The organism is Streptomyces sp. NPDC051576, from assembly GCF_040681835.1.
Classification (GTDB): domain Bacteria; phylum Actinomycetota; class Actinomycetes; order Streptomycetales; family Streptomycetaceae; genus Streptomyces.
Genome location: NZ_JBFAZO010000001.1, coordinates 1118754 through 1138997, shown reverse-complemented (window position 1 = coordinate 1138997; position 20244 = coordinate 1118754). Strand labels below are relative to the sequence as shown.

The 20244-nt window shown below is 70.3% G+C and carries 16 protein-coding genes and 2 pseudogenes; 4 read left to right on the top strand and 14 right to left on the bottom strand.

The annotated features are described in order from the left end of the window. Positions 1-486 precede the first annotated feature (486 nt). Positions 487-1662, top strand: a pseudogene (locus AB0M63_RS05345) (helix-turn-helix domain-containing protein); the annotation flags it as partial. Further along, positions 1662-2711, top strand: a complete 1050-nt coding sequence (locus tag AB0M63_RS05340) for a hypothetical protein (protein ID WP_366018445.1) — start codon at positions 1662-1664, stop codon at positions 2709-2711. The pseudogene AB0M63_RS05345 and the gene AB0M63_RS05340, both read left to right, overlap by 1 nt. Positions 2712-2841: 130 nt before the next feature. On the opposite strand, the gene AB0M63_RS05335 is transcribed toward AB0M63_RS05340, so the two are convergent. Beyond that, positions 2842-2976, bottom strand: coding sequence for a hypothetical protein (locus tag AB0M63_RS05335; protein ID WP_366018444.1), 135 nt, complete (start codon positions 2974-2976; stop codon positions 2842-2844). A gap of 537 nt (positions 2977-3513) precedes the next feature. Here AB0M63_RS05335 and AB0M63_RS05330 point away from each other — a divergent pair. After that, positions 3514-4029 (top strand): hypothetical protein, encoded by a 516-nt coding sequence (locus AB0M63_RS05330; RefSeq protein WP_366018443.1) that lies wholly within the window; start codon positions 3514-3516, stop codon positions 4027-4029. 160 nt (positions 4030-4189) lie between these two features. Here AB0M63_RS05330 and AB0M63_RS05325 read toward each other — a convergent pair whose 3' ends face one another. After that, a complete protein-coding gene (locus tag AB0M63_RS05325; RefSeq protein WP_366018442.1) occupies positions 4190-4444 on the bottom strand; it encodes a hypothetical protein in 255 nt (84 codons plus the stop codon). Between the two features lie 350 nt (positions 4445-4794). On the opposite strand from AB0M63_RS05325, the pseudogene AB0M63_RS05320 reads away from it, so the two are divergent. Next, positions 4795-5100: pseudogene (locus AB0M63_RS05320) on the top strand (transposase); the annotation flags it as partial. Positions 5101-5410: 310 nt separating this feature from the next. On the opposite strand, the gene AB0M63_RS05315 reads toward AB0M63_RS05320, so the two are convergent. From AB0M63_RS05315 to AB0M63_RS05260, 12 genes are all read right to left on the bottom strand, one after another. Next, positions 5411-6007, bottom strand: a complete 597-nt coding sequence (locus tag AB0M63_RS05315; RefSeq protein ID WP_366018441.1) for a TetR family transcriptional regulator — start codon at positions 6005-6007, stop codon at positions 5411-5413. Positions 6008-6045: 38 nt separating this feature from the next. Then, the gene (locus AB0M63_RS05310) at positions 6046-7596 is read right to left on the bottom strand and encodes an MFS transporter (protein ID WP_366018440.1); all 1551 of its coding nucleotides are present in this window, start codon (positions 7594-7596) and stop codon (positions 6046-6048) included. A 147-nt stretch (positions 7597-7743) separates the two neighbouring features. Further along, positions 7744-8526 (bottom strand): EthD domain-containing protein, encoded by a 783-nt coding sequence (locus AB0M63_RS05305; protein ID WP_366018439.1) that lies wholly within the window; start codon positions 8524-8526, stop codon positions 7744-7746. After that, a complete protein-coding gene (locus tag AB0M63_RS05300) occupies positions 8514-8882 on the bottom strand; it encodes an antibiotic biosynthesis monooxygenase family protein (protein ID WP_366018438.1) in 369 nt (122 codons plus the stop codon). The genes AB0M63_RS05305 and AB0M63_RS05300 overlap by 13 nt, the downstream gene beginning before the upstream one ends. A gap of 50 nt (positions 8883-8932) precedes the next feature. Continuing rightward, a complete protein-coding gene (locus tag AB0M63_RS05295) occupies positions 8933-10051 on the bottom strand; it encodes an acyl-CoA dehydrogenase family protein (RefSeq protein WP_366018437.1) in 1119 nt (372 codons plus the stop codon). 213 nt (positions 10052-10264) lie between these two features. Next, the gene (locus AB0M63_RS05290) at positions 10265-11263 is read right to left on the bottom strand and encodes a cytochrome d ubiquinol oxidase subunit II (protein ID WP_366018436.1); all 999 of its coding nucleotides are present in this window, start codon (positions 11261-11263) and stop codon (positions 10265-10267) included. A 17-nt stretch (positions 11264-11280) separates the two neighbouring features. Further along, a complete protein-coding gene (locus AB0M63_RS05285; protein ID WP_366018435.1) occupies positions 11281-12558 on the bottom strand; it encodes a cytochrome ubiquinol oxidase subunit I in 1278 nt (425 codons plus the stop codon). A gap of 28 nt (positions 12559-12586) precedes the next feature. Then, entirely contained in the window at positions 12587-13468 is an 882-nt protein-coding gene (locus AB0M63_RS05280; RefSeq protein ID WP_366018434.1) for a LysR family transcriptional regulator, read from the bottom strand. Between the two features lie 114 nt (positions 13469-13582). After that, a complete protein-coding gene (locus AB0M63_RS05275) occupies positions 13583-15331 on the bottom strand; it encodes a fatty acyl-AMP ligase (protein ID WP_366018433.1) in 1749 nt (582 codons plus the stop codon). Positions 15332-15454: 123 nt separating this feature from the next. Next, a complete protein-coding gene (ccrA, locus tag AB0M63_RS05270) occupies positions 15455-16699 on the bottom strand; it encodes a crotonyl-CoA carboxylase/reductase (RefSeq protein WP_366018432.1) in 1245 nt (414 codons plus the stop codon). Between the two features lie 84 nt (positions 16700-16783). Beyond that, complete coding sequence (locus AB0M63_RS05265) at positions 16784-19129, bottom strand: type I polyketide synthase (protein WP_366018431.1); 2346 nt, start codon at positions 19127-19129, stop codon at positions 16784-16786. A 53-nt stretch (positions 19130-19182) separates the two neighbouring features. Further along, positions 19183-20238, bottom strand: coding sequence for an aldo/keto reductase (locus AB0M63_RS05260; protein WP_366018430.1), 1056 nt, complete (start codon positions 20236-20238; stop codon positions 19183-19185). Positions 20239-20244 lie beyond the last annotated feature (6 nt).

Sequence of the window (20244 nt, the reverse complement as noted above, 5' to 3'; positions counted from 1 at the left end):
TCCTACGGTGGCTGCCGCAGGTCAAAGAGAGCCGGGGACTCCACGCCCCGGCTTTTCCGGCATCGGGCAACGGGGGTAGGCACGTTGAGGGAGCTCGCTGCAGCTGGTGCCGCCATGCTGGCAGAGCACGTGCTGAAGGATTCCTGGCCAACGGTCCGCGACGCCGTCGCCGCCTTGCTGATACGCAATGAGTCTCAGGACGGCGCCCGCGCGGGCGAGACCAGGGAGCAACTGGAACAGGCCCGTGCGGACCTCATCCGGGCACGGGTCCGGAAGGAACCGGGGATTGCCGCCGACGTGGAGGCCTCGTGGCGCATGCGCTTGTGGCGCGTCCTGCGCGACGAACCGGCAGCCTCTGAGCAGCTCCGGTCGATCCTGCGCCAGTACTCGCCCCGATCTCGAGAAGCCGGGCCTTCCTTAATGCCGAGCTCCGACACACATGCTGGGTCCGGGCCGCCGCCCGCCGGCTCCACGGACGCGACGGTTCGGAAGCCTTCCGGGCGACGCCGCAAGGAGATCGTCGCGGTGCTGCTGTTCAGCGGTGGCCCCATCTTCGAGAGCTCCATACCGATGTCGGTATTCGGAATCGACCGCCAGGACGCGGGGATCCCGCGCTACCGCCTGCTGGTGACAGCAGGCGAAGAAGGCCTGCTGCGGACCACCGGGGGTCTGCAACTCGTCGCGCCCCACGGGCTGGAGGCGATATCCCGAGCAGGCACGGTCGTCGTACCGGCATGGCGTTCGATCACTACTCCGCCGCCGCAGGAGGCGCTCGACGCACTACGCCGCGCTCATGAGGAAGGCGCCCGCATCGTCGGGCTGAGCACCGGCGCCTTCGTTCTGGCGGCGGCGGGCCTGCTGGACGGCCGCCCCGCGACCACGCACTGGATGTACGCGCCGACGCTGGCCAAGCGCTACCCGTCAGTGCACGTGGATCCACGAGAACTCTTCGTGGACGACGGCGACGTACTGACATCAGCGGGCACGGCGGCAGGAATCGACCTCTGTCTGCACATCGTGCGGATGGACCACGGAAATGAGGCGGCCGGCGCGCTGGCCCGCCGCCTGGTGGTCCCGCCACGACGGAGCGGTGGCCAGGAGCGCTACCTCGACCGGGCTTTGCCGGAGGAGATCGGCAACGATCCACTCGCTGAGGTCGTCGCCTGGGCCCTGGAGCACCTCCACGAGCAGTTCGACGTCGAGACACTCGCCGCACGCGCATACATGGGTCGGCGCACCTTCGACCGCCGCTTCCGTGCCCTGACGGGCAGCGCCCCCATGCAGTGGCTGATCACCCAGCGCGTCCTGCAGGCCCAACGTCTGCTGGAGACGTCGGACTACTCGGTGGACGAGATCGCGGGCCGCTGCGGCTTCCGCTCACCAGTGGCGCTGCGCGGCCACTTCCGCCGCCAGCTCGGCTCGTCACCGGCCGCGTACCGCGACGCGTACCGCGCGCGCCGGCCGCAGGGCGACCAACCAGCGAGCCCAGCAGATCCCCCGATCCAAGTCAGGCGGAAAGCAGCCTCATCTCGGATCATGCACACCTCGCCCGGCCCTTCCCCCGCCCCGGACGACGACGAGTGGCCCGACCCGAGCCCCTCTGCTCCCGCACCTACTCCGCTGGTGACCCCGCAGTCCCCCGAGCAAAGTGCGCGCGGCTGATGGGCGACATCGCCAAGGGAGCACTGGGCGGCGCCTGGAGCCTGCTGGTCGGATGGATCCTGCCGACCGCCCTCAACCTCGCCGTCATCAGCGCGACCCTGCTGCCCGGTCTGCGTGACGTCCCGCCCTTCGAGCGGCTCGCGGACCTCGCTGAGGGCAGGCGCGCGCTCGCTTTCCTCACCGCCTCGCTGATGCTGGGGCTGGTCCTCAACGCCCTTCAGAATCCGCTCTACCGAATCCTGGAGGGCTACCTGCTGTGGCCGTCCATCACCTACGACCACGGCTGCCGCCGCCATCGCCGGCGCCGACACGGGCTCGCAGACCGCTTGATGGTCATACGCCTGGAGAGACGGGCAGACGACGGCTCACTGCCACCCGCCCAAGCGGCAGACCTCGCCCGGCTCCAGGACAATCCGCGCATAGCCCGGCACGGTCACCGCGACCGCCGCAGCACCGTGATCCGCCATGCCCTCCTGCAGGAGCGCCTTGCCCGCTATCCCGTCGAAGACACCCAACTGGCCCCAACCCAGCTCGGCAATGCGATTCGCCGCTTCGAGGAGTACGCCTACGACCGCTACCGGCTCGACTCACAGCTGCTATGGAATGAACTGACCGCCACGGCACCCGAGCAGGCGCGCCGTCAGGTCGACACGGCCCGCACCAGCGTGGACTTCTTCGTATGCCTGCTCTACGGCCACGTTGTCGTGGTGCTCGGCGCACTCGCCACGCTTGCCTCGTCGGCCGCCGACATCCCGGTCGTGGCCACTACGGCGACCGTGCTACTGGCCCTCATCCCGGTGTGGTACCGCAGCGCGGTTGTCGCCACCGACGAGTGGGCCGCCGCCGTACGCGCCCTGATCAATGTCGGACGCTATCCACTCGCCGGCTCTCTGGGCCTCGGCGTCCCCCAGGAACTGGCCGCCGAACGCGAGATGTGGGCCATGGTCTCGCGCCTGTCACGCATCCCCTACCACGAACGCGCAACCGCCCTGGACCGCTTCCGACGCCAGCCCCCGCCCCGCCCAGGTAACGAGGACCCCGCTCTATGAAGGGGCACACCGTGGTTGCGCCACCACCCGCACCCGCCAGCTTCATCCTCAGCCTCCATCAGACCCGGAGCGCTTCACTATCTGGTGAACCGGGTTGTTCCGGGGCGGCAAAGCCGCCCCGGAACAACCCCTAACGGGTCAGGGCCCGCACCATGCCGGCCGTCTGTTTGCCGACGTCCAGCGCATACTGGCGAGCCGGCGGGACCACTACCGCGATCAGCCACACCAGGCCGAGCGCAGTGACCAGGAGCGTCACTGGCACCATCAGAAATGCCCTTGCCCACACGCTGGTTGGGACCGTCATCGACGCCCCCTCAAGGCCGGCGCCTGCGCGATTCCGTCTTGCCTGACGCCCCGAGAGCGCCTTATGGTGGGTTCCAAGCAGACCTTCCCCTAACCGGACGAAGGTGGAGACGGCTCCCGCGCCATCGGGGGCCGTCGGCATATGTGGCGACGGCCAGCCTCCCTGTTCTCACAGGCTAACTGGCCCGCCCTGGCTCAGAGTTCCTCCACCAGGAGCGCGGAAATCGCGATTTGACAAGCCTCGGACGAAACTCTGGCTGGATTAGGACCAAGACTGTCCAAGTGGTCGGCCCGCAAAGCCGCTGGTGAATGCCCGAACGGTCCCCGCAGCCTTCACGCGCAATGGCGCGGCACAGGTGGCTGATTCCAGACCTGACGCCAGACAAAGGCTGTCAACTATTTTCGACGGATGACAAAGCGGGGGTGGCTTGGGCCGTCACACTTTGATGACCGCCCGGAATCGTATGGTGACGATCTCACGCTCCCGCTGGGGACACGCGTGCTGCGCGAAGCCATGACACGACTCCGGGAACTGGCCAAGCGCCCGCGCACGGGAGGGACCGAGGAACTCCTGGACGCCCTGGAGCGCCTGAGAGCCATCGAGCTGGCCATCCACGCGGAGAAGACCCTGCTCATTGCCGAGTTACTGGCCAACGGAGGAACCTGGCAGAAGGCCGCTGACGCCTGCAATGCCCAGAAGCAGACTCTGCACAAAGCGTTCAAGGACAAGGTCAACGCGGTCTCCCGCATCTGCAATGACAGCTCACCCGAGAAGGTCCTTCGGCTGATGGACCTCCTCCACCCGCAGACCGTGGCCTGGCTGATCCGCCTGGGGCACGTCGAGGTCCAAGCCGCATTCGCCAACGGGCGAAGGGAACGCGTGCTCCGGCGCAACGTCTCGGCAATCGCCGTCGACGAACAACACGCCAAGCGGACTCGTCAAGGCCGCCCAGCGACAGGCGTCCAACCCCAAACACTGCGGCAGTTCCCGCTTCCACGACGTTCATCCAACTGACCCCGGGAGGGTGGATCCTTCCCCGCCGATCGGACTCTCAGACGAAGCCGTGAGACTCCCCGCAGGGATGTCACAACCGCCTTGTCCCGCAAGGCAAGGAAGCACTCGTGAGAGTGTCAAACGGTGGAGAAAACTTCCGGATCGACTGCGTCGATCCAGATCAGTCACCGACCGGAACCTGCTCGCGATACAGATCGCCGATCCGGGCAACGGCTTCAGCTGGAGCCTCATAGAGCGGCGGCAGCTCGCAGCCTGCGATGTCGAGGTCTCGTGCATCCGGCAACGGTTCAGGTCGGAGCATCGCTGCTCCCTCGGCAGTGCTCAGGTAGAGCTCGATCGCGCGCTCGATACGACTCGCCGCGGCGAGGTTGTACTCGGCGAGGGCGTGCAGGGGCACACTGTCGGGTGCGGTCATCGTGCTGATCTCCTTCGAGGCTTCGACACTTCGAAGATCAGCCGGTGGCCGTTCATCTATGCGGGCCTCATCCCGACGCCGGAGCAAACCCCCGGATCAGGTCGAACCCGTACACCACTTCCCTGGACGCAACCCGATGAGTGGCCGCCAGCAGGTGAGCACTGCCAAGCCCGGAACCGTTGGAGTTCTGGTGTCAGACCGTGCCCCTGCTGGTCGGCCGGAAGGCCCGACTGCTGATGGGATGGCGTGCCCGCCGGGGCTGTGGCGGCGTGAGCACTGGATCCATTAGGGCGCGAGCTGTGTCTTCCGCTGGCCGCACGCACGTGTACGTCGAGAGGTTGGAGAAGCGGGTGCTGTTCGTCGGTGACGACTGGGCCGAAGATCACCACGATGTCGAGGTCCAGGACGGTTCGGGCCGCAGGCCCGGGTCCGCCCGACTGATGGAGGGCGTCGAAGGCATCGCGAAGCTGCACGCCCTGATCGCGAGGCACGCTGGCGAGGACCTGGAGCCGGAGCAGGTGATGGTCGGGATCGAGACCGCCCGCGGCCCGTGGGTGCAGGCCCTGCTCGCGGTCGGCTACCAGGTCTACGCGGTCAACCCGCGCCAGGCGGCCCGGTTCAAGGAACGCTACGGCACCTCCGGCGCGAAGAGTGACAAGGACGGCCGACATGTGCCCGCAGAGCCTGATCAGCGGCGTGCCCGCATAGCTGCCGACGGGCCCGGATCCGGATGTCGGACACTGGCTCACGTGGGAAGAGTTTCCCCACCACCACAGGGAGCGAGTACGGCATGAGCTTGAGCTGAACTGCTGAGAGGCAGCAGGACACCGGCGTGTGCCCGAAGGACCCCGATCAATTCAAGCCGACGCGGCAGTAGGGCGCAAAGTCTGTGGGCAAGATCGGTTCGACGCCGATGGCCCAGCCTCGAGGGGAACCCACCGACCGATACCCCCTGCTGAACCGCCGTCAGCTCTGTGGCTCGATAAGTGCTCGCACCACCGGTACCGCGATCCGGAGCACGTCCTCCAGGGGCGCCTCGGCGAGATCCGGCATCTGAAGCAGGTAGCGGTGGGTGGCGAGCCCCATCATGACCGCCGCGAAGACCGCCGCCCGCAGCCGCGCGTCGGGGTCGTCCAGCCTCTCGGCGATCCGGTCCACGGCCTCACCGGTAACCCGGTCCCGGAGCATCTCGGCGGCTTCCTCGCTGGTCATGCTGGCGCGCACCAGCACCGACATGGGGCTGTCGGGGTTGGCCGCCCAATTGGTCAGCAGACCGCGCAGATAGTTCTCCGCCGACTCGGCGGGATCGGCACCGGCCAGTTCGTCGATCCGGATGTGCCAGCTGACGGCCTCGTGGAAGAGGTTCTGCTTGGTGCCGAAGTACTGCACGACCGAGGCCTTGTCCACGTCGGCGGCCTGGGCGATGCCTCGCACGGTGGCCCGTTCGAAGCCCAGTCGACCGAACTCCTTCCGGGCCGCCTCCAGGATCCGCCGACGAGTCCGCGCACCCTTGCGTTCGACGGGTCCGGCCAAGCCGGCGTCGGCGCCGAGTGGGTCGGGCACTGACCGTGCTCCCTTCCGTTCCAGCTTCCGTGGTGATTTCAGATCGTACCGGCGGCCCCCGAGTCCTTGGCCGCGCCGCTTGCGTCCTGCCGTCCGGTGGTGATGGCGAGTCCCGCGACCAGCGCACCCGCCAGGAACACCAGGGAGCCGACGGTGAAGGCGCTCGTGTAGCCGTGCGTCATGGCGTCCACCGCGCGGACGACCAGGTCCTGCCGATGGGAGCGGACGGCCGTGATCCAGGTCTGCGCGGCATGGGGCAGCCGGTCGTCGGCGGCGGAGTTCGCAAGCGTGGTGAGCGCCGCGAGACCGAGGGCGCCTCCGATCTGCTGGGAGGTGTTCAACATCGCGGAGGCGATACCGGAGTCGCCGCGGGCAACGCCGCTCACAGCGCTTAGGGTCATCGGCACGAAGCAGCAGCCCAGGCCAATCGCGGTCACGAACATGGCGGGCGCGAGCCGAGTGGCGTAGGACGAGCCGGGGGTCAGGGTACTGAGCCAGAACATCCCGGCCGCGGCGATGCACAGACCTGGCCCGGTCAGCAGCCTGGGCGGCACCTTGGCGACCAGCTTGGAGACGATGCCGGCGGTGGCGCCCATGCCGATACTGAACGGCAGATAGGCGAGGCCAGCGCGGGCGGCGCCGTAGCCGAGGACCTGCTGCATGTAGAGCGTGAGGAAGTAGAAGGTGGCGAACATGCCGACGCCGACGCACAACATCACGCCGTAGGAGCCGGCACGGTCGCGGTTCCGGAGGACGCGCAGCGGAAGCATGGGGTGACGGCCGCGGGCCTGGAGGACCAGGAAGACCGCCAGCAGAACGGCGGCGGCCGCGAAGCAGGCGAGGGTCACACCGTCGGTCCAGCCGTCCCGGCCGCCTCGGGTGATGCCGTAGACGAGGGAGAGCATGCCGCCGGTTCCGGTGACAGCACCGGGCAGGTCGAGCCGGCCGCTGCCGCGGTCGCCCTCACCCAGCACCACGGTGCCAGCCAGCACCGCGACCCCGATCGGCACGTTGACCAGCAGGACCCAGCGCCAGTCGAGGTACTCGGTGAGGACGCCGCCGAGCAGTAGTCCGATGGTCGAGCCGAGTCCGGCCATCGCCCCATAGACGCCCATGGCCCGGTTGCGCGACCTGCCCTCGGGAAACGTTGTGGCGATCAGCGACAGGGCGGTCGGGGCTGCGACGGCGGCGCCGGCGCCCTGGGCGACCCGGGCCGCGATGAGCAGTCCGGCGTTCGGGGCGAGGCCGCCGAGCAGGGAGGCGAGGGTGAACAGGACGATGCCTGCCCGGAAAGTGCGGCGCCGCCCGAACAGGTCTCCTGCCCGACCACCGACCAGCATCAGCCCACCGAAGGCCAGGGCGTAGGCGTTGACGATCCAGGCCAGCCGGTCGGCGGAGATGCCGAACGCGGACTGCACGCTGGGCAAAGCGATGTTCACGATCGTGCCGTCGAGCACCACCATCAGCTGAGTCGTGGCGAGGATCGCCAGGGCGACACCGGGATACCTACTGCCGCCGGACAGCGCTCCGGCGGCAGCGGTTTTCCGGTGATCTCGGTGGTCTCGGTCGTCCCGCGCATCGAGGGACATGGGGCCTCCAGGTGGACCGTGGTCGGGGACCGGCACCGGGGATCGGCACCGGTGGTCACTGCACCCAGAAACTCTACGACTGTATAGATATTACCGCTCGTATATTTCCGTACGCCCGGTGATTTTTTACCGGGCCGTTACGGTGACTCACCGCGGCCTTGCCGTCACGAGATGCTCACGCGCGACCAGGGAGAAGCTGCCACGGACATCCGCGTAGGGGGTCCGCGCCGCCTCCGTCCGCCGGGTCAGCGAGGCAAGCCGGGGCAGGCTCGCGGGGTCGTCGAGCCAAAGCTGGACGATGACGTCGTGGTCCGCACCCCGCAGACCTCCGACGACGACGTCGTGCTCACGACGGCGCACCACGGACCGGTACTCCGCATCCTGGGCGAGCAACTCGCCCTCAGCGCGCACGGCTGCCTGAAGTCCCTCGGCGGTGATACCGGAGTGGCGCCGGACGAAGTCGAAGACTCGGATGCCGCCGACCGGTTCCGCGGCTCCGAAGACGTGTTCTGTCCGCACGTCGTACATCGTCGGCCGGCCCATCAGGAGTTCACGGTCCAGGTATTCCTCCTCCGGCCGCACCCGGGCCAGGTACTCGGGGTCCTCACGGGCCCGCAGATACGCGGCCCGCGATGGGCCGACGTGCTCGACGACCGCCAGCGCCGTCGCGTCCGGCGCGTACAGCAGGTGCAGAGCCGGATCCGGTATCCCGTCCGTCCTGGTCAGCACCCGGTTCATGGCGTACCGGCTGAATACGTCCTGGAACGCGGGCACGCTCATCACCAGCGCACCGTGCCGCGTGACGATCCGGTCGCGGGCGCGGGCCCGGTCCCGGCCGGGGGCGAGCCGGGGCACCAGGACCGTCTTGAAAGGACGGTCGGGATCGGTCTCGGCGGCCGGTGCCGTCTCGGTCACGGTCACGCGAGGCATATGCCCGGCACCCCGGCCTTCTGGGTCAGCAGCGGGCGGGACACAAGGCCGTCGGGCTGGCTGTGGTGGATGTCCTGGAACTCCTTGGACTGCACAGCGGTGCGCAGTTGCTCCGCGGACTCCCACACGGCCATGTTCACCAGGACGTTGTCGCTGCCGACGACTCGGTGCAACTGGGTGGAGATATAGCCGGGCTGACGCTTCATGAAGGTGGAGATGGCCGTCCACCCGGCCATGAAGCGCTCCATTTCGCCCTCGGGCACGACGAACGTGTTGAACAGTGTCACCGGGCCGACGTCTTGCTGTAGCTGGGCGCGGTAGGAGTTCTCGGGCTCGATGTCCTGCATGCTCACCATGGCGGTGTCACTCCTCGGTCGGTCATGGGCAGTGCTCGGGATCGGTCGGGTCACTCGGACAGGGCGGCCGCAGGGGCGGCGAGCCCCTCGGCGTGGACGGCGGCATGTGTCCCGGCGTTCAGCGACCGGTGGCTCAGCTCGCAGGTGACGTCCCGCCAGACCCTCTGCATGACGTCCGTCTCCTGGTGGGCGGCGGTGCCCGCGGCCCGGAAGAGCCGGTCGACAGCGGATGCCAGGAACCGCGCCGCCACCGCGCAGTCCCGGCCGCCCCGGGCGACGGCCGCCGCGTCGGGTACCGCCGTGTCCGCGTTTACCGCGGCCCGCTCCAGCAGCAGCCCGGCCGCATCCACCTCGCCCCGGGACCACAACAAGTCCACCTGCGAGGCGCTGCCCGCCGGGCCTGCGGCGAGACGCCGGACCAGAGGGTGGTCGCCGGTCAACAGGGCGCGCGCGGCGCCGAGCGCCGGTGCCGTGAATGTCAGCCCGCTCACCATGGCGAGCGGCACCCGGTGACAGGCGGCGGGCAGTCCGCTCTCCCCGCGCAGCAGATCGTCCTGGCGGAATGTGCGCTCGAGCGGTACGACCGCCTCGTCGACGACGAGGGTGTGGCTTCCGGTGCCGCGCATGCCGACGGACTGCCAGGTGTGCTCGACGCGGAACCCGGTACGCGGGACCGCGAAGTAGCGGACCGTGCCCACCTCGCCCGTCTCGCGGGCCCGTACCAGGGCCCAGTCCGCGTACTCCACGGCGCTCACATAGGGCCAGCTGCCGCGGACGACCCAGCCGCCGTCCGTCTCCTCGGCGGTGCCGTCGGATGCCTGGGCGGCGACGATGAACGCGTCGGGGCCGTCCGCCCACACCTCCGCCCGCCCCTTCTCGGGCAGGTGAGCGGCCATCCGGGAGACCGCCGCGCTGAGCCCGGCGACCCAGGCGGCCGACACACACGCCCCGCCCAGTACCGCCACTGCCTCGGTGAGTTCGGCGAAGGTGCCCTCGCGACCGCCGTGGGCGAGCGGCACGAAGTGGCGGGCGAACCCCGCCCCGGTCAGCTCGGCGACCACTGCGGGGTCGAGCCGGCGCTCGGCGTCGGCATCGGCTGCGTGCAGCGCGGCCACGGCGGCGGCCCGCCGGGCGCCGTGCGCGAGATGCGTGAGGGTATCGGCAGTCACAACGGTCCCCTTCCTGACGCTCAGTGCGTCCCAGGGACCAGACGATCACGGGAGCGGAGGCGAGGGAGTGAGTACCGGGTACTCAGATACGGCCCCGGCGAACGCGGCGTGACGGCACGCCCTGCTCGGGGTTCGCCGCCGCGGAACGTCGCAGGCCGGGTGGCCACGGAGCGTTCTCGCGCCGGGCGGGCGGGCCGGCTCCCCGGCCGACCGTCACTGCGCCGGGCGGACCTGTGTGGGCCGCGCTCCCCGACGTCCGAAGACGCGCCACATCCAGACCTGACCGATCGCCACGGGGACCAGGGCGGGCAGGACGGTCACCGTCAGCAGGGTGAGCGAGCCGGAGTCGGCGGCGGTCGCCGAGACGGTGAGGGAGCCGGTGCCGGAGCGAGTGGCCAGCAGCGTCGTGCCGTGGACCGCGATCACCGTCACCGGCAGCGAGAGCCATCCGGCGGCGCCGTACAGCAAAGCGCGGTCGACGCGGCCGACGGCCAGCGCGCGTCCGGAGGCGTAAACCACCCCCGCGGCCGCGACCCCGGCAACGGCCGCCACCGGGACGTCAGTTGTCGCCGCGACCAAGACGGCCAGCAGGAGAAGCAGCCCGATGAGGGCCCGGCCCGACTGCCGGGCCACCTGGACCGCGGGCTCCCGCACCGCGTCGTGGCCGGGCAGCGCGCGGCAGGCGAACAGCGCGCCCTGCCGCAGACTCGCCGCCACCGCCAGCAGCGCGCACACCGGCGCCAGGGGATGCGCCAGGTCTCCGAGGGCAGCTGCCGCCCGGCCGTGCCCGTCGGTGGACAGGCCGCGGATCAGTACGGCGAAGACGATCCCCCACCCGACGGCGAGCGCCACCCCGGCGGAGGGCAGCACCGCGTCCCACAGTCGGCGCCATCCGGCCCCCGGCCTCGCGGTACGGAACCACAGGGCGGCGTCGCGCAGCATCCAGGCGCACACCAGCACCACCACGTAGGGCCGCAGGACGTGCAGCAGCGTGCCCTCTGCCTGCGGAAAGGCGCCGAAGAGCAAACCTACGAAGGCAACCAGCCACACCTCGTTCGCGAGGAACAGCGGCACGATCCGTCCCCGTAGGCGCTCACGGTCGGGCTCGGCACCGAGCGCGGGCACCAGCATCCCCACCCCGAAGTCGATGCTTTCCAGGGACAGGTAGCCGACGAGGAGCAGCCCGGTCAGCACGTACCAGAAGATGTCCACAGCTCGTTCCCGTCGGGTCAGTAGGAGGGCGCCTCGGCCGCAGCCGGCAAGGAGCCGGTGTCCCCGATGAAAGCGCCGTCGGGGCCACGCCGGGCGTAGCAGGTGAGCAGCGCCCAGTCAGCGACGGCGAGAGCGAGCAGGACGGCCGTGAACGCGAGGAAGGACAGCAGCATCCCGGTGACCGAGACATCGCCGACGGCGTCCCGGACAGTGAGTTCCCCGGTCACCATCCAGGGTTCCCGTCCGACCTCGCGGCTGAGCCAGCCGCAGATCAGTGCGAGGAAGCCGAGCGGCAGCAGCACCAGAGGCAGCCCGAGCCGGAGGCGTTTGCGGGCGAGCGGCACGTTTGCGCGGCCGAGCACGGCGGTGGCCGGCAGCCAAGCGAGGAGGAGCAGCAGGAAGCCGATGACGAGCATGGTGACGGAGGCGATGCCGACCCAGGCCGGCGGCAGCCAGTCGCCCGTGCCGTAACGGGCGGCCTGAGCCCCCTTGACGCGGGCGAGCCGGCTGCCCGACTCCCCCATCAGCACGGCGTACTTGGCGGGCTGATAGCCCTGCAGTGCGTTCAGGTGCGCGAAACCGGCGCCCACGGTGAGGAGCGCGCCCACGCCCGCGGTCACCGAGCCCCGTACCAACGTGGGCCTGAAGAAGCCGACTTCCCGGTCCCGGCGCAGGTGGTAGCCGCTCACCGCAGCGAGGAACAGCCCAGTGAGCAGGGCCACGGCGCCCGCGATGTGGGCGATCGCATACCAGGTCGCCTCGTTGCCGAGGACTGCGGCCCAGTCGGTGACGCGGGCTACGCCATCGTGCATGCGATATCCGACGGGATGCTGCATGAAGCCGTTGGCCACCATGATCCAGAAGGTGCTGAGATACGCGGTCAGGGTGACCAGCCAGATCAGGGTGAGGTGCGCGCGGGCGGGGATGCGGTCGAACCCGAAAGCCCACATCCCGAGGAACGTGGACTCCAGGAAGAACGCCACGACGGTCTCGATGGCCATCGGAGCACCGATGATGTTGCCCATGACGTGCGAGAGCCCGGTCCAGTTGAGGCCGAACTGGAACTCCTGGGTGAGGCCGCTGACGATGCCCAGCGCGTAGTTGACGACGTAGAGACCGCCCCAGAACCGCACCTTGCGCATCCTCTCCCGGCGCTCGCCGGGTGCGGTACGGCGGATCGCCCCGGACTGCATCACGGCGACGGTCGTCACCAGTCCGAGCGTGAGGGCGACAAAGAGAAAGTGCAGGGTCGCCGTCGTAGCGAACTGCAGACGGGCAAGACCTACTACACTCACTGTCCCTTTTCCCCACCAGATGTCGTGGCTACGCGAACGCCTCGCGGGCCTGATAGACCAGGGCCTGCGCCGCTGGTCCAGTGCGTCCGCCGGAGCGCCATACGAGGGCGAGTCGACCCCGAAGCCCCGGGCCGAGGACCTCCAGGCAGTGCAGTTCCCCTGCGCGCGCCCTGACGAACCGCTCGGGCAGGATGGCGACACCGAGGCCACGCGCGGCGAGTTGCGCCAGCACCGCGGGGTCGCCGGCCTCGAACGCGATACGCGGCCGGAGGCCGGCCGCGCTCCACGCCGCGTCGGCGGCGGCCCGCAGTCCGCTGCCCACGGGCAGGCACATGAGCGGGTGGCGGTCGAGCTCCTCGATGTGGACTCCGCTGCGCCCAGCGAGGGGGTGGTCCGGGCTGACCGCGCCGACCAGGGACTCGTCGACGAGGATCTGCGACTCCAGGTCGGCCGGCGGATCCGTGGACAGGCCGATGACGGCCACATCGGCCTTGCCGTCGCGTACTGCGTCCGCCAGTTGGTCGGTCGTGCCCTCGATGAGCGAGATCTCCACCGCCGGGTGGCGCGCGCTGAAGTCCGCAATCAGGTCGGGCAGCCGCATCGAGAGGGACGAGGACACCGAACCGAGGGTGACCTGTCCACGCACCAGGCCGGTGACGTCCTCGACCGCGTCGCGCACGCCGTCCAGGGCGGCCAGAACCGCGCGGGCGTGCGGCAGCGCGGCGACGCCGACCTCGGTCAGCCGGACCGTCCGGCCGGCGCGGTCGAGGAGATCGTGTCCCAGTTCGCGTTCCAGTCTGCGGATCTGGGCACTGACACAGGGTTGGGTCACGAAGACACGGGCAGCCGCCTTCGTGAAACTCTCTTCCTCGGCCACGGCCACGAGATATTCCAGCTGACGCAGCTCCATATGATCACCCTATCGATGTAAGCCGTCACCATCCGGCGCGTTCGGGTAATCGATCGTCAATAACCGCACACGCTTTTCAAAGCCGGGCAAGCGAAATGTCAATTCCGCGTCAGATCACCGACGGGCCACGCGCGTGCCCAGCCGCGTCAGGGAACCGGCGACATACTGATCGCGGCAGGTGCGGCGGCGTACCTTGCCGCTCGTCGTCTTGGGCAGGGTGCCCCGGCGGATCAGCACGACGTCGTCGACGTCGATCCGGTGCCCGGCGCGTATCGCGGCCCGCACCGCCTCGGTGACTTCCTCGGCGCCCGCGTATCGCAGGACGCGGTTGTCACCCTCCACCACGACCACGACGTTCTCCCGGCCGTCCGCCTCGACCGCGAAAGCGGCGGTGGAGCCCGAACGGAGCAGCGGATGGCTGGTCTCGGCGCTGTGTTCGAGGTCCTGCGGGTAATGATTGCGGCCTCTGACGACGATCAGGTCCTTGAGCCGTCCGGTGACGTACACCTGCCCGTCCCGTACGAAGCCCGTGTCGCCGGTGCGCAGGAACGGGCCAGCGGCCTCCTCCCCCCGGATCCGGGCCCGGAAGACACGTTCGGTGTCCTCCTCGTGCCCGAGGTATCCAGCGGTCACGCACGGGCCGGAGACCCATATCTCACCGACCTCATCGCCGACCGCAGCGCACCGGGTGCGCGGGTCCACGATGCGCACCTGGGTGGTGCCGACCGTCCGGCCGCAACTCAGTACGGTGGTGGAGCCCACTGCGGCAGCCCGGTCCGCGGGGAGAGGCACCACCCGGCCTCGGCCCAGTTCTGCGGCGTCGAGCACGAGGACGGCGGGTTCGGCGTCGGCGGGCGTGCCGCTGACCTTCAGCGTGTTCTCAGCGAGCCCGTACGCCGGGCACAGCGCGGTGCGGCGCAGGCCGTAGGGGGCGAACTTGCCGGTGAACTCTCGCAGGGTGTGCTCCCGTACGGGTTCCGCGCCGTTGATGGCGACCCGCCAGTGCGAGAGGTCCAGCGAGCCGTGCATGGCGTCCGCGCGCACACACAGGTCATAGGCGAAATTGGGGGCCGAGGAGTGCGTGCCCGCGTACCGGGAGAGGGCCTCCAGCCAGCGGGCCGGGCGGCGGACGAAGGCCTCGGGGGGCATCAGGTAGGCGGGCCGGCCGGACCACAGCGGCAGGACGACGCCGAGCAGCAGACCCATGTCGTGGAAGAACGGCAGCCAGGAGACGATCGTGCCGTCGTCACCGAGCGGCCACAGGGCGTCTGTCTCCTGGGCGTTGGCCCAGAAGTTCCCGTGGGTGACCATGACGCCTCTGGGCGAGCCCGTGGATCCGGAGGTGTACTGCAGCAGTGCCACGTCCGACAGCCGCGGTCCCGGAAGCGACGGGGCCGGGGCGGCGGGTAGCCCATCCGTCGCCACGAGGTCGAGACCGGAGAGCTCCGGCAGGTCCGCGAAATCCGCGAGGACGCGGTCCCGGGTCTCCCGGGTTGTGAGCACCAGTGCGGTGCCCGCGTCGTCGGCGATGGCGCGCAGCCGCCGTACGGCTTCGCGGCGGGTCGGCGCCTGGACCGGGGCGCCCATGATCCCGGCGCTGGCGCAGGCCAGCCAGCCGCGGACGAACTCAAGGGAACTGGGGTACATCAGCACGGCGCTGCGGGCACCGGCGGCCTTCTGTACGAGAACTGCGGCCCGGGCCGCGACAGCGTCGCACAGTGCGGCGTACGTGGTCCGCTCGCCCTCCTGCTCGCCGTCGCGGAGATGGACGTAGGCGACACGGTCGGGCGTTTCGGCGGCACGCAGGGAGAGCAGGGCGGGCAGGGTCATGGGGCGTCGTTCGGCTGCGGGGTGCATGCTCATGGACGTCCGTTCGTGGAAGTGAGCCGGAAGAAGGCCGAAAGGGGCCTGGAAGACCGGAAGAGGAACGGCTGGAAAGCGACAGGAACCGGGGGCGCGGTTGCGGGGGCGCGCCCCTTGCCCGGGTCAGGGGAGGGTCGTCAGGCCCGGAGCGGGGGCGTTGATCAGGGCGGCCATGTTGCCGGGGGGCTGACGGTTCTCGTGCATCAGCTGGTGGGCCTCGCCTATCTCCTCGAAGGTGAACAGGCGGGACAGGCACGGGTCGACCAGACCCGAGGCGACCAGACGGATGATCGCCCGGCACTGCGCGCCGTTGAAACCGTGCGAGCCTTGCAGCCGCTTCTGGCGCATCCACAGGAAGCGGAGGTCGACGTCGGCCGCGTAGCCGGAGGTGCCACCGCAGATGACGACCATGCCTCCGGTGTCGCAGAGGTACATCGACGTCGGGATGGTGTCCTGCCCGCTGTGCTCGAACACGATCCTCGGCGCCCGGCGTTCACCGAGGACCTCCCAGAAGGCCCGTCCGAAGGAGCGCAGTTCGGCCGTCCACGCGGCGTAGGCGGCCGGGTCGTCGAGATCGGGCATCCGTCCCCAGTGCGTGAACTTCGTACGGTCGATGACGCCGGCCGCGCCGAGTCCCCGGCAGTACTCCGCCCGTTCCTCGCTGGAGACGACGGCGACGGGGATGCCGCCGGCGTTGCGCACCAGTTGGATCGCCATGGAGCCGAGGCCGCCCGCGCCACCCCAGATCAGCACCGGGTCACCGGGCTTGACGGCGTTGGGCTTCCAGCCGAGCAACTGGCGGTAGGCGGTGGCACCGGTGAGGATGAAGGCGGCCGCGGCCTCCCATGTCAGGTTCTTCGGCTTGGGGTGGCACTGGAAGTCCTGCACCAGCGCGAACTGCGCGAACGACCCGTAGTTCGACTCGTACCCCCAGGCCTGCAAGGTCGACGAGAGCATAGGGTCGGTGCCGAGCCGAATGTCCTCGGACCGCTCGTCCCACTGGCCGCCGGAGAGCATCACCTCGTCGCCGACGGACACCCCGGCGACTCCCTCACCGACGGCGAAGACAATGCCGGAGCCCTCCGATCCGCCGATGTGGAAGTCCTCCGGCTCCCCGCGCTTCTGCCGCGCCGCGATGACGTCGAGGGGGAGGCCCAGGCCGGCCCAGACATTGTTGTAGTTGATGCCAGCGGCCATCATCCACACCAGCACCTGGCCACGGCCGGGCTTGGGGGTGTCGACGACCTCCATGGCGAATGCCTGCCGGGGTTGCCCGAACCGTTCGCGTCGGATGAGGTTGGCGTGCATCTTCTCCGGGACGGAGCCGAGGGGCGGCATCTCGCCGGGGTCGTACAGCGTCTTCGCCATGTCACTGGTCTCCTGGTCTTTCGGTGGTTGCTTCGTCGGTGCCGTTCGGCAGTGCCTTCCGGCGGGGGCGGGCGTGGGGCGCGGTCAGGCCACGGGCAACGGGAACTCGGTGCGCCGGAAGGGGTATCCGGGCAGTCCGGTCCGGCGGGGCCGGTAGCCCTCGTGCAGCGCGGCCCAGTCGATGTCGACCCCGGCGGTCCACAGCGCGCCCAGCGCGGTCAGGAAGGTCTCCGGGGCGGGGGTGGGGTCCGTCGGGTGAGGGAGGAGGGGCATCACGAGGTGGTCCCGGCGCAGCGCGGAGTCGCGGCGGGCCAGGGAGGTCAGGGTGGTGCCGGGTCCGACCTCGACCAGGGCGCAGTCGTCGAAGGCAGCCAGGGTCCGCAGCACGTCGTGGTAGCGGACCGTCCGCCGCATGTGCTCGCACCAGTAGTCGGGGGTGGCGATGTGCTCGGGGCGGGCCCAGGTGCCGGTCGTGTCCGAGATCACTGGGATGTCGGGGGCCCGGAACTCCACGGACTCCAGGAACGCGGCGAACTCGCCGAGGACGGGGTCGACGAGCGACGAGTGCCCGGCGCCCGGGATCTTCAGCAGCCGGGCCTCGATGTCCTTGTCCTGGGCACGCGTCACGAACTCTTCCACCATGGTGCGCGGTCCGGAGATCGTGACCTGGTCCGGGCCGCTGATCGCGCCGATTCCGACGCCGGCGGGGAGCAGCGTCAACAGCTCCCGCTCGGGCATGCGCACCGCCGCCATCGCGCCAGGGGCGAGGCTCAGCAGCAGCCGGGTACGGGCGACGACCATCCGGACGGCATCGGGCAGCGAGAACACCCCGGCGACGCAGGCCGCCGCGTAGCCGCCGAGGCTGTGTCCGACGACCGCGGCCGGGCGCACACCTCGGTGTTGGAGGGCCCGGGCGAGGGCGTGCTCGACGACGAACACGGCATGCTGAGCAGTGCCGCCGTCCGACAGCGCCTGCCGCGCCGCCTCTTCCGCGGCGTCACCGACGGGGTCGAGCACGGGGCGCAGGTCCAGCCCCGTCTCGGCCTGCACCAGCTCGGCGGCGGTATCGACGTCGGCCCGGAACCGGTCATCCGTGCGGTACAGCTCGCGAGCCATGCCCAGGTGCTGACCGCCGTGCCCAGGGAAGGTGAAAACCACCGGCGGTGCTCCGCCCGCGCTGTCGCCGACCACGCGTTCCCCCGTCTTGAGGCCGGCCAGTTCCTCGGCGGCCCCCGCGGTGTCGCGGGCCACGACGCAGGCGCGCCGCACGTGTGCGGTGCGTCCCGTCTGCAGCGTCCAGGCCACCTCGCGCAGCGGAGTCGGGTTGCCGGACCCGGCGACGCGTAGCAGGTGGTCGCGCAGGTCACTTGCGACATCCGCGAGTGCGTCGGGCGTCTTCGCCGAGAGCGGCAGCAGCTGCCAGACGGCCTCCTCTCCGGCGGACTGGGGAGGGGCGGGTGGCGGTTCGAGGACCGCGCCGGCGTGCAGACCGAAGGACGCGGAGACGGTGACGCCGGCCCGGCCCGGCCCGCCCGGCTCCGCCTCGTACATCGCGAGGACGGCCTGGACGAGGGCGGCCATGGCGGGGGCGACGTCCGTCACCCCGTCAGCGTGGGCGACCTCGACGGGGGTCACTGTGTCCGGGTCGGTGTCGGCTGCGAGTGCCGCGTAGCGGGCGATCCGGTCACGGCCGTCGCCGTCGGACTCGTTCGGTGCCGATCTGCCCACGGCGGTGCCGCTGACGACGGCGAGTATCCGGTCCCCCTGTTCCTCGGCCGTTGCCAGGGGCTTGAGGACGATGACGACACAGCCGCCGGTGGCGGTCGGGCCGTCGGCGGCGGGCCGTACCGAGACGGCTCCGGCCAGTGCGAGATCGCACTCGCCGCCGAGCAGGGCCTGCACCGCGGTGTGCACGGCAACCAGCCCGGTCGCGGCTGCGGCTTGGAGGGAGACAGCCGGTCCGGTCAGCCCGAGCTTGTAGGCGACCCGGGCAGCGAGGAAGTCGGCGCCAGTGCCGGCCCGTATCTGGCGGTCGTCGACGCCGGATGGCCCGGCGGGGCCGCGCAGCCACGCCGCGTGGCCAGTGGCGCCACCGCCCGCGTAGACGCCGATGACCAGGTCGTCGTCCGAGGGGCGCTGACCGGCGTCCTCCAGCGCGTGCTGGGCACACTCCAGCAGGATCCGATGTTGCGGATCGAGGAGCGCGGACTCGCGCGGCGAGACACCGAAGAACCGGTGGTCGAAGGCCTGATACCCGGCGAGTGGCCGACGGGTGTCCAGCCCCCCGGCGATGCGCCACGGCTGTCCTGCCGCCTCCTCGGCCGGGTCAGCCGTTTCGCCAGGCCCGCCATCTCCGGTGACCGTGCCGATGCGGGCCGCCATCCCGACCATGGCGATCCGAGGGTCGTCGTCCGGGTCCCACTGCGTCATGGTGCTGCCTTCCTCCCTGCCCGCGGTGGCACCCGGGGCCGTGTCCGTCCGGCTCATGCGACTGGGGTTTCGAAGCTGGTGAAACGGCTCGCCTCGTGTCCCAGGACGGCGTCCCGGTGCCCCTCGATCAGCTCGTACGGCTGGCCGAGCCGGACGGCTGCGGCCTTGTCGAGCCGGGCCAGCTGGGCATCGTCCAGGGCGAGGTCGAGGGCGGCGAGGTACTCCTCCAACTGGGCAAGGTCGCGCGGACCGATGACCGGCACCATCGCGGTGGCGGACCGGGTGGCACGGGCCCGCAGCCAGGCCATCGCCACCCGCGCCGCGGGTACCTGTGCTTCCTCGGCGACGGCCAGCACGGTGTCCAGGATCCCGGTGCGTTGCTCGGTATCCTCCAGTCGGATGGCAAGGCCGTCCCAGTCGCTGAGGCGACCGTCGCGGCCGGTGCGGTACTTGCCGGTGAGCAGCCCGCCGCCGAGTGGTGACCACAGGGCCGTGCCCAGGCCCAGTGCCTCGGCCATGGGCAGCAGCTCTCGTTCGGCGCCACGCTCGGCGAGGCTGTACTCGAACTGGACCCCCACGACCCGGGTCAGTCCGCGTAGTTCGGCCAGGGTTGCCGCCCGGGAGACGCGCCACGCGGGGAAGTTGGACAGCCCGGCATAGAGGATCTTCCCGGCGTGGACCAGGTCGTCCAGCGCGCCGAGGATCTCCTCGACGGGTGTCACGCCGTCGGGCAGATGCGCCCAGTAGACGTCGATGTAGTCGGTGCCGAGCCGCTTGAGGCTTGCCTCGACCGAACCGCGGATGTTCTTGCGGCTGTTGCCGGTGGAGGAGATCCGGGGCCGGCCCGAGCCCAGCGAGAACTTGGTCGTCACCACGAAGTGGTCACGGTCGGCGGCGATGAACTCTCCGAGGAGCCGCTCGGACTCGCCCACCTGGTAGTTGTCGGCCGTGTCGACGAACGTACCGCCGGCCTCGGCGAACCGCTCGAAGATCCTGCGGGCCTCCTCGCGCCGGGCTCCGCCGCCCCACAGGGTGCCGAAGTTGGCAGTGCCGAGGGCGTACTCGGACACGCGCAGGCCGGTGCCCCGCCCGAAGGTCGTGTAACGCATCGCCGT

Excerpts from the sequence above, each read along its gene's own strand:
- AB0M63_RS05340 (WP_366018445.1), top strand. The coding sequence starts at position 1,662 with ATGGGCGACATCGCCAAGGGAGCACTGGGCGGCGCCTGGAGCCTGCTG.
- AB0M63_RS05335 (WP_366018444.1), bottom strand. The coding sequence starts at position 2,976 with ATGGTGCCAGTGACGCTCCTGGTCACTGCGCTCGGCCTGGTGTGGCTG.
- AB0M63_RS05325 (WP_366018442.1), bottom strand. The coding sequence starts at position 4,444 with ATGACCGCACCCGACAGTGTGCCCCTGCACGCCCTCGCCGAGTACAAC.
- AB0M63_RS05310 (WP_366018440.1), bottom strand. The coding sequence starts at position 7,596 with ATGTCCCTCGATGCGCGGGACGACCGAGACCACCGAGATCACCGGAAA.
- AB0M63_RS05305 (WP_366018439.1), bottom strand. The coding sequence starts at position 8,526 with ATGCCTCGCGTGACCGTGACCGAGACGGCACCGGCCGCCGAGACCGAT.
- AB0M63_RS05300 (WP_366018438.1), bottom strand. The coding sequence starts at position 8,882 with ATGGTGAGCATGCAGGACATCGAGCCCGAGAACTCCTACCGCGCCCAG.
- AB0M63_RS05280 (WP_366018434.1), bottom strand. The coding sequence starts at position 13,468 with ATGGAGCTGCGTCAGCTGGAATATCTCGTGGCCGTGGCCGAGGAAGAG.
- AB0M63_RS05275 (WP_366018433.1), bottom strand. The coding sequence starts at position 15,331 with ATGAGCATGCACCCCGCAGCCGAACGACGCCCCATGACCCTGCCCGCC.
- ccrA (WP_366018432.1), bottom strand. The coding sequence starts at position 16,699 with ATGGCGAAGACGCTGTACGACCCCGGCGAGATGCCGCCCCTCGGCTCC.
- AB0M63_RS05265 (WP_366018431.1), bottom strand. The coding sequence starts at position 19,129 with ATGACGCAGTGGGACCCGGACGACGACCCTCGGATCGCCATGGTCGGG.
- AB0M63_RS05260 (WP_366018430.1), bottom strand. The coding sequence starts at position 20,238 with ATGCGTTACACGACCTTCGGGCGGGGCACCGGCCTGCGCGTGTCCGAG.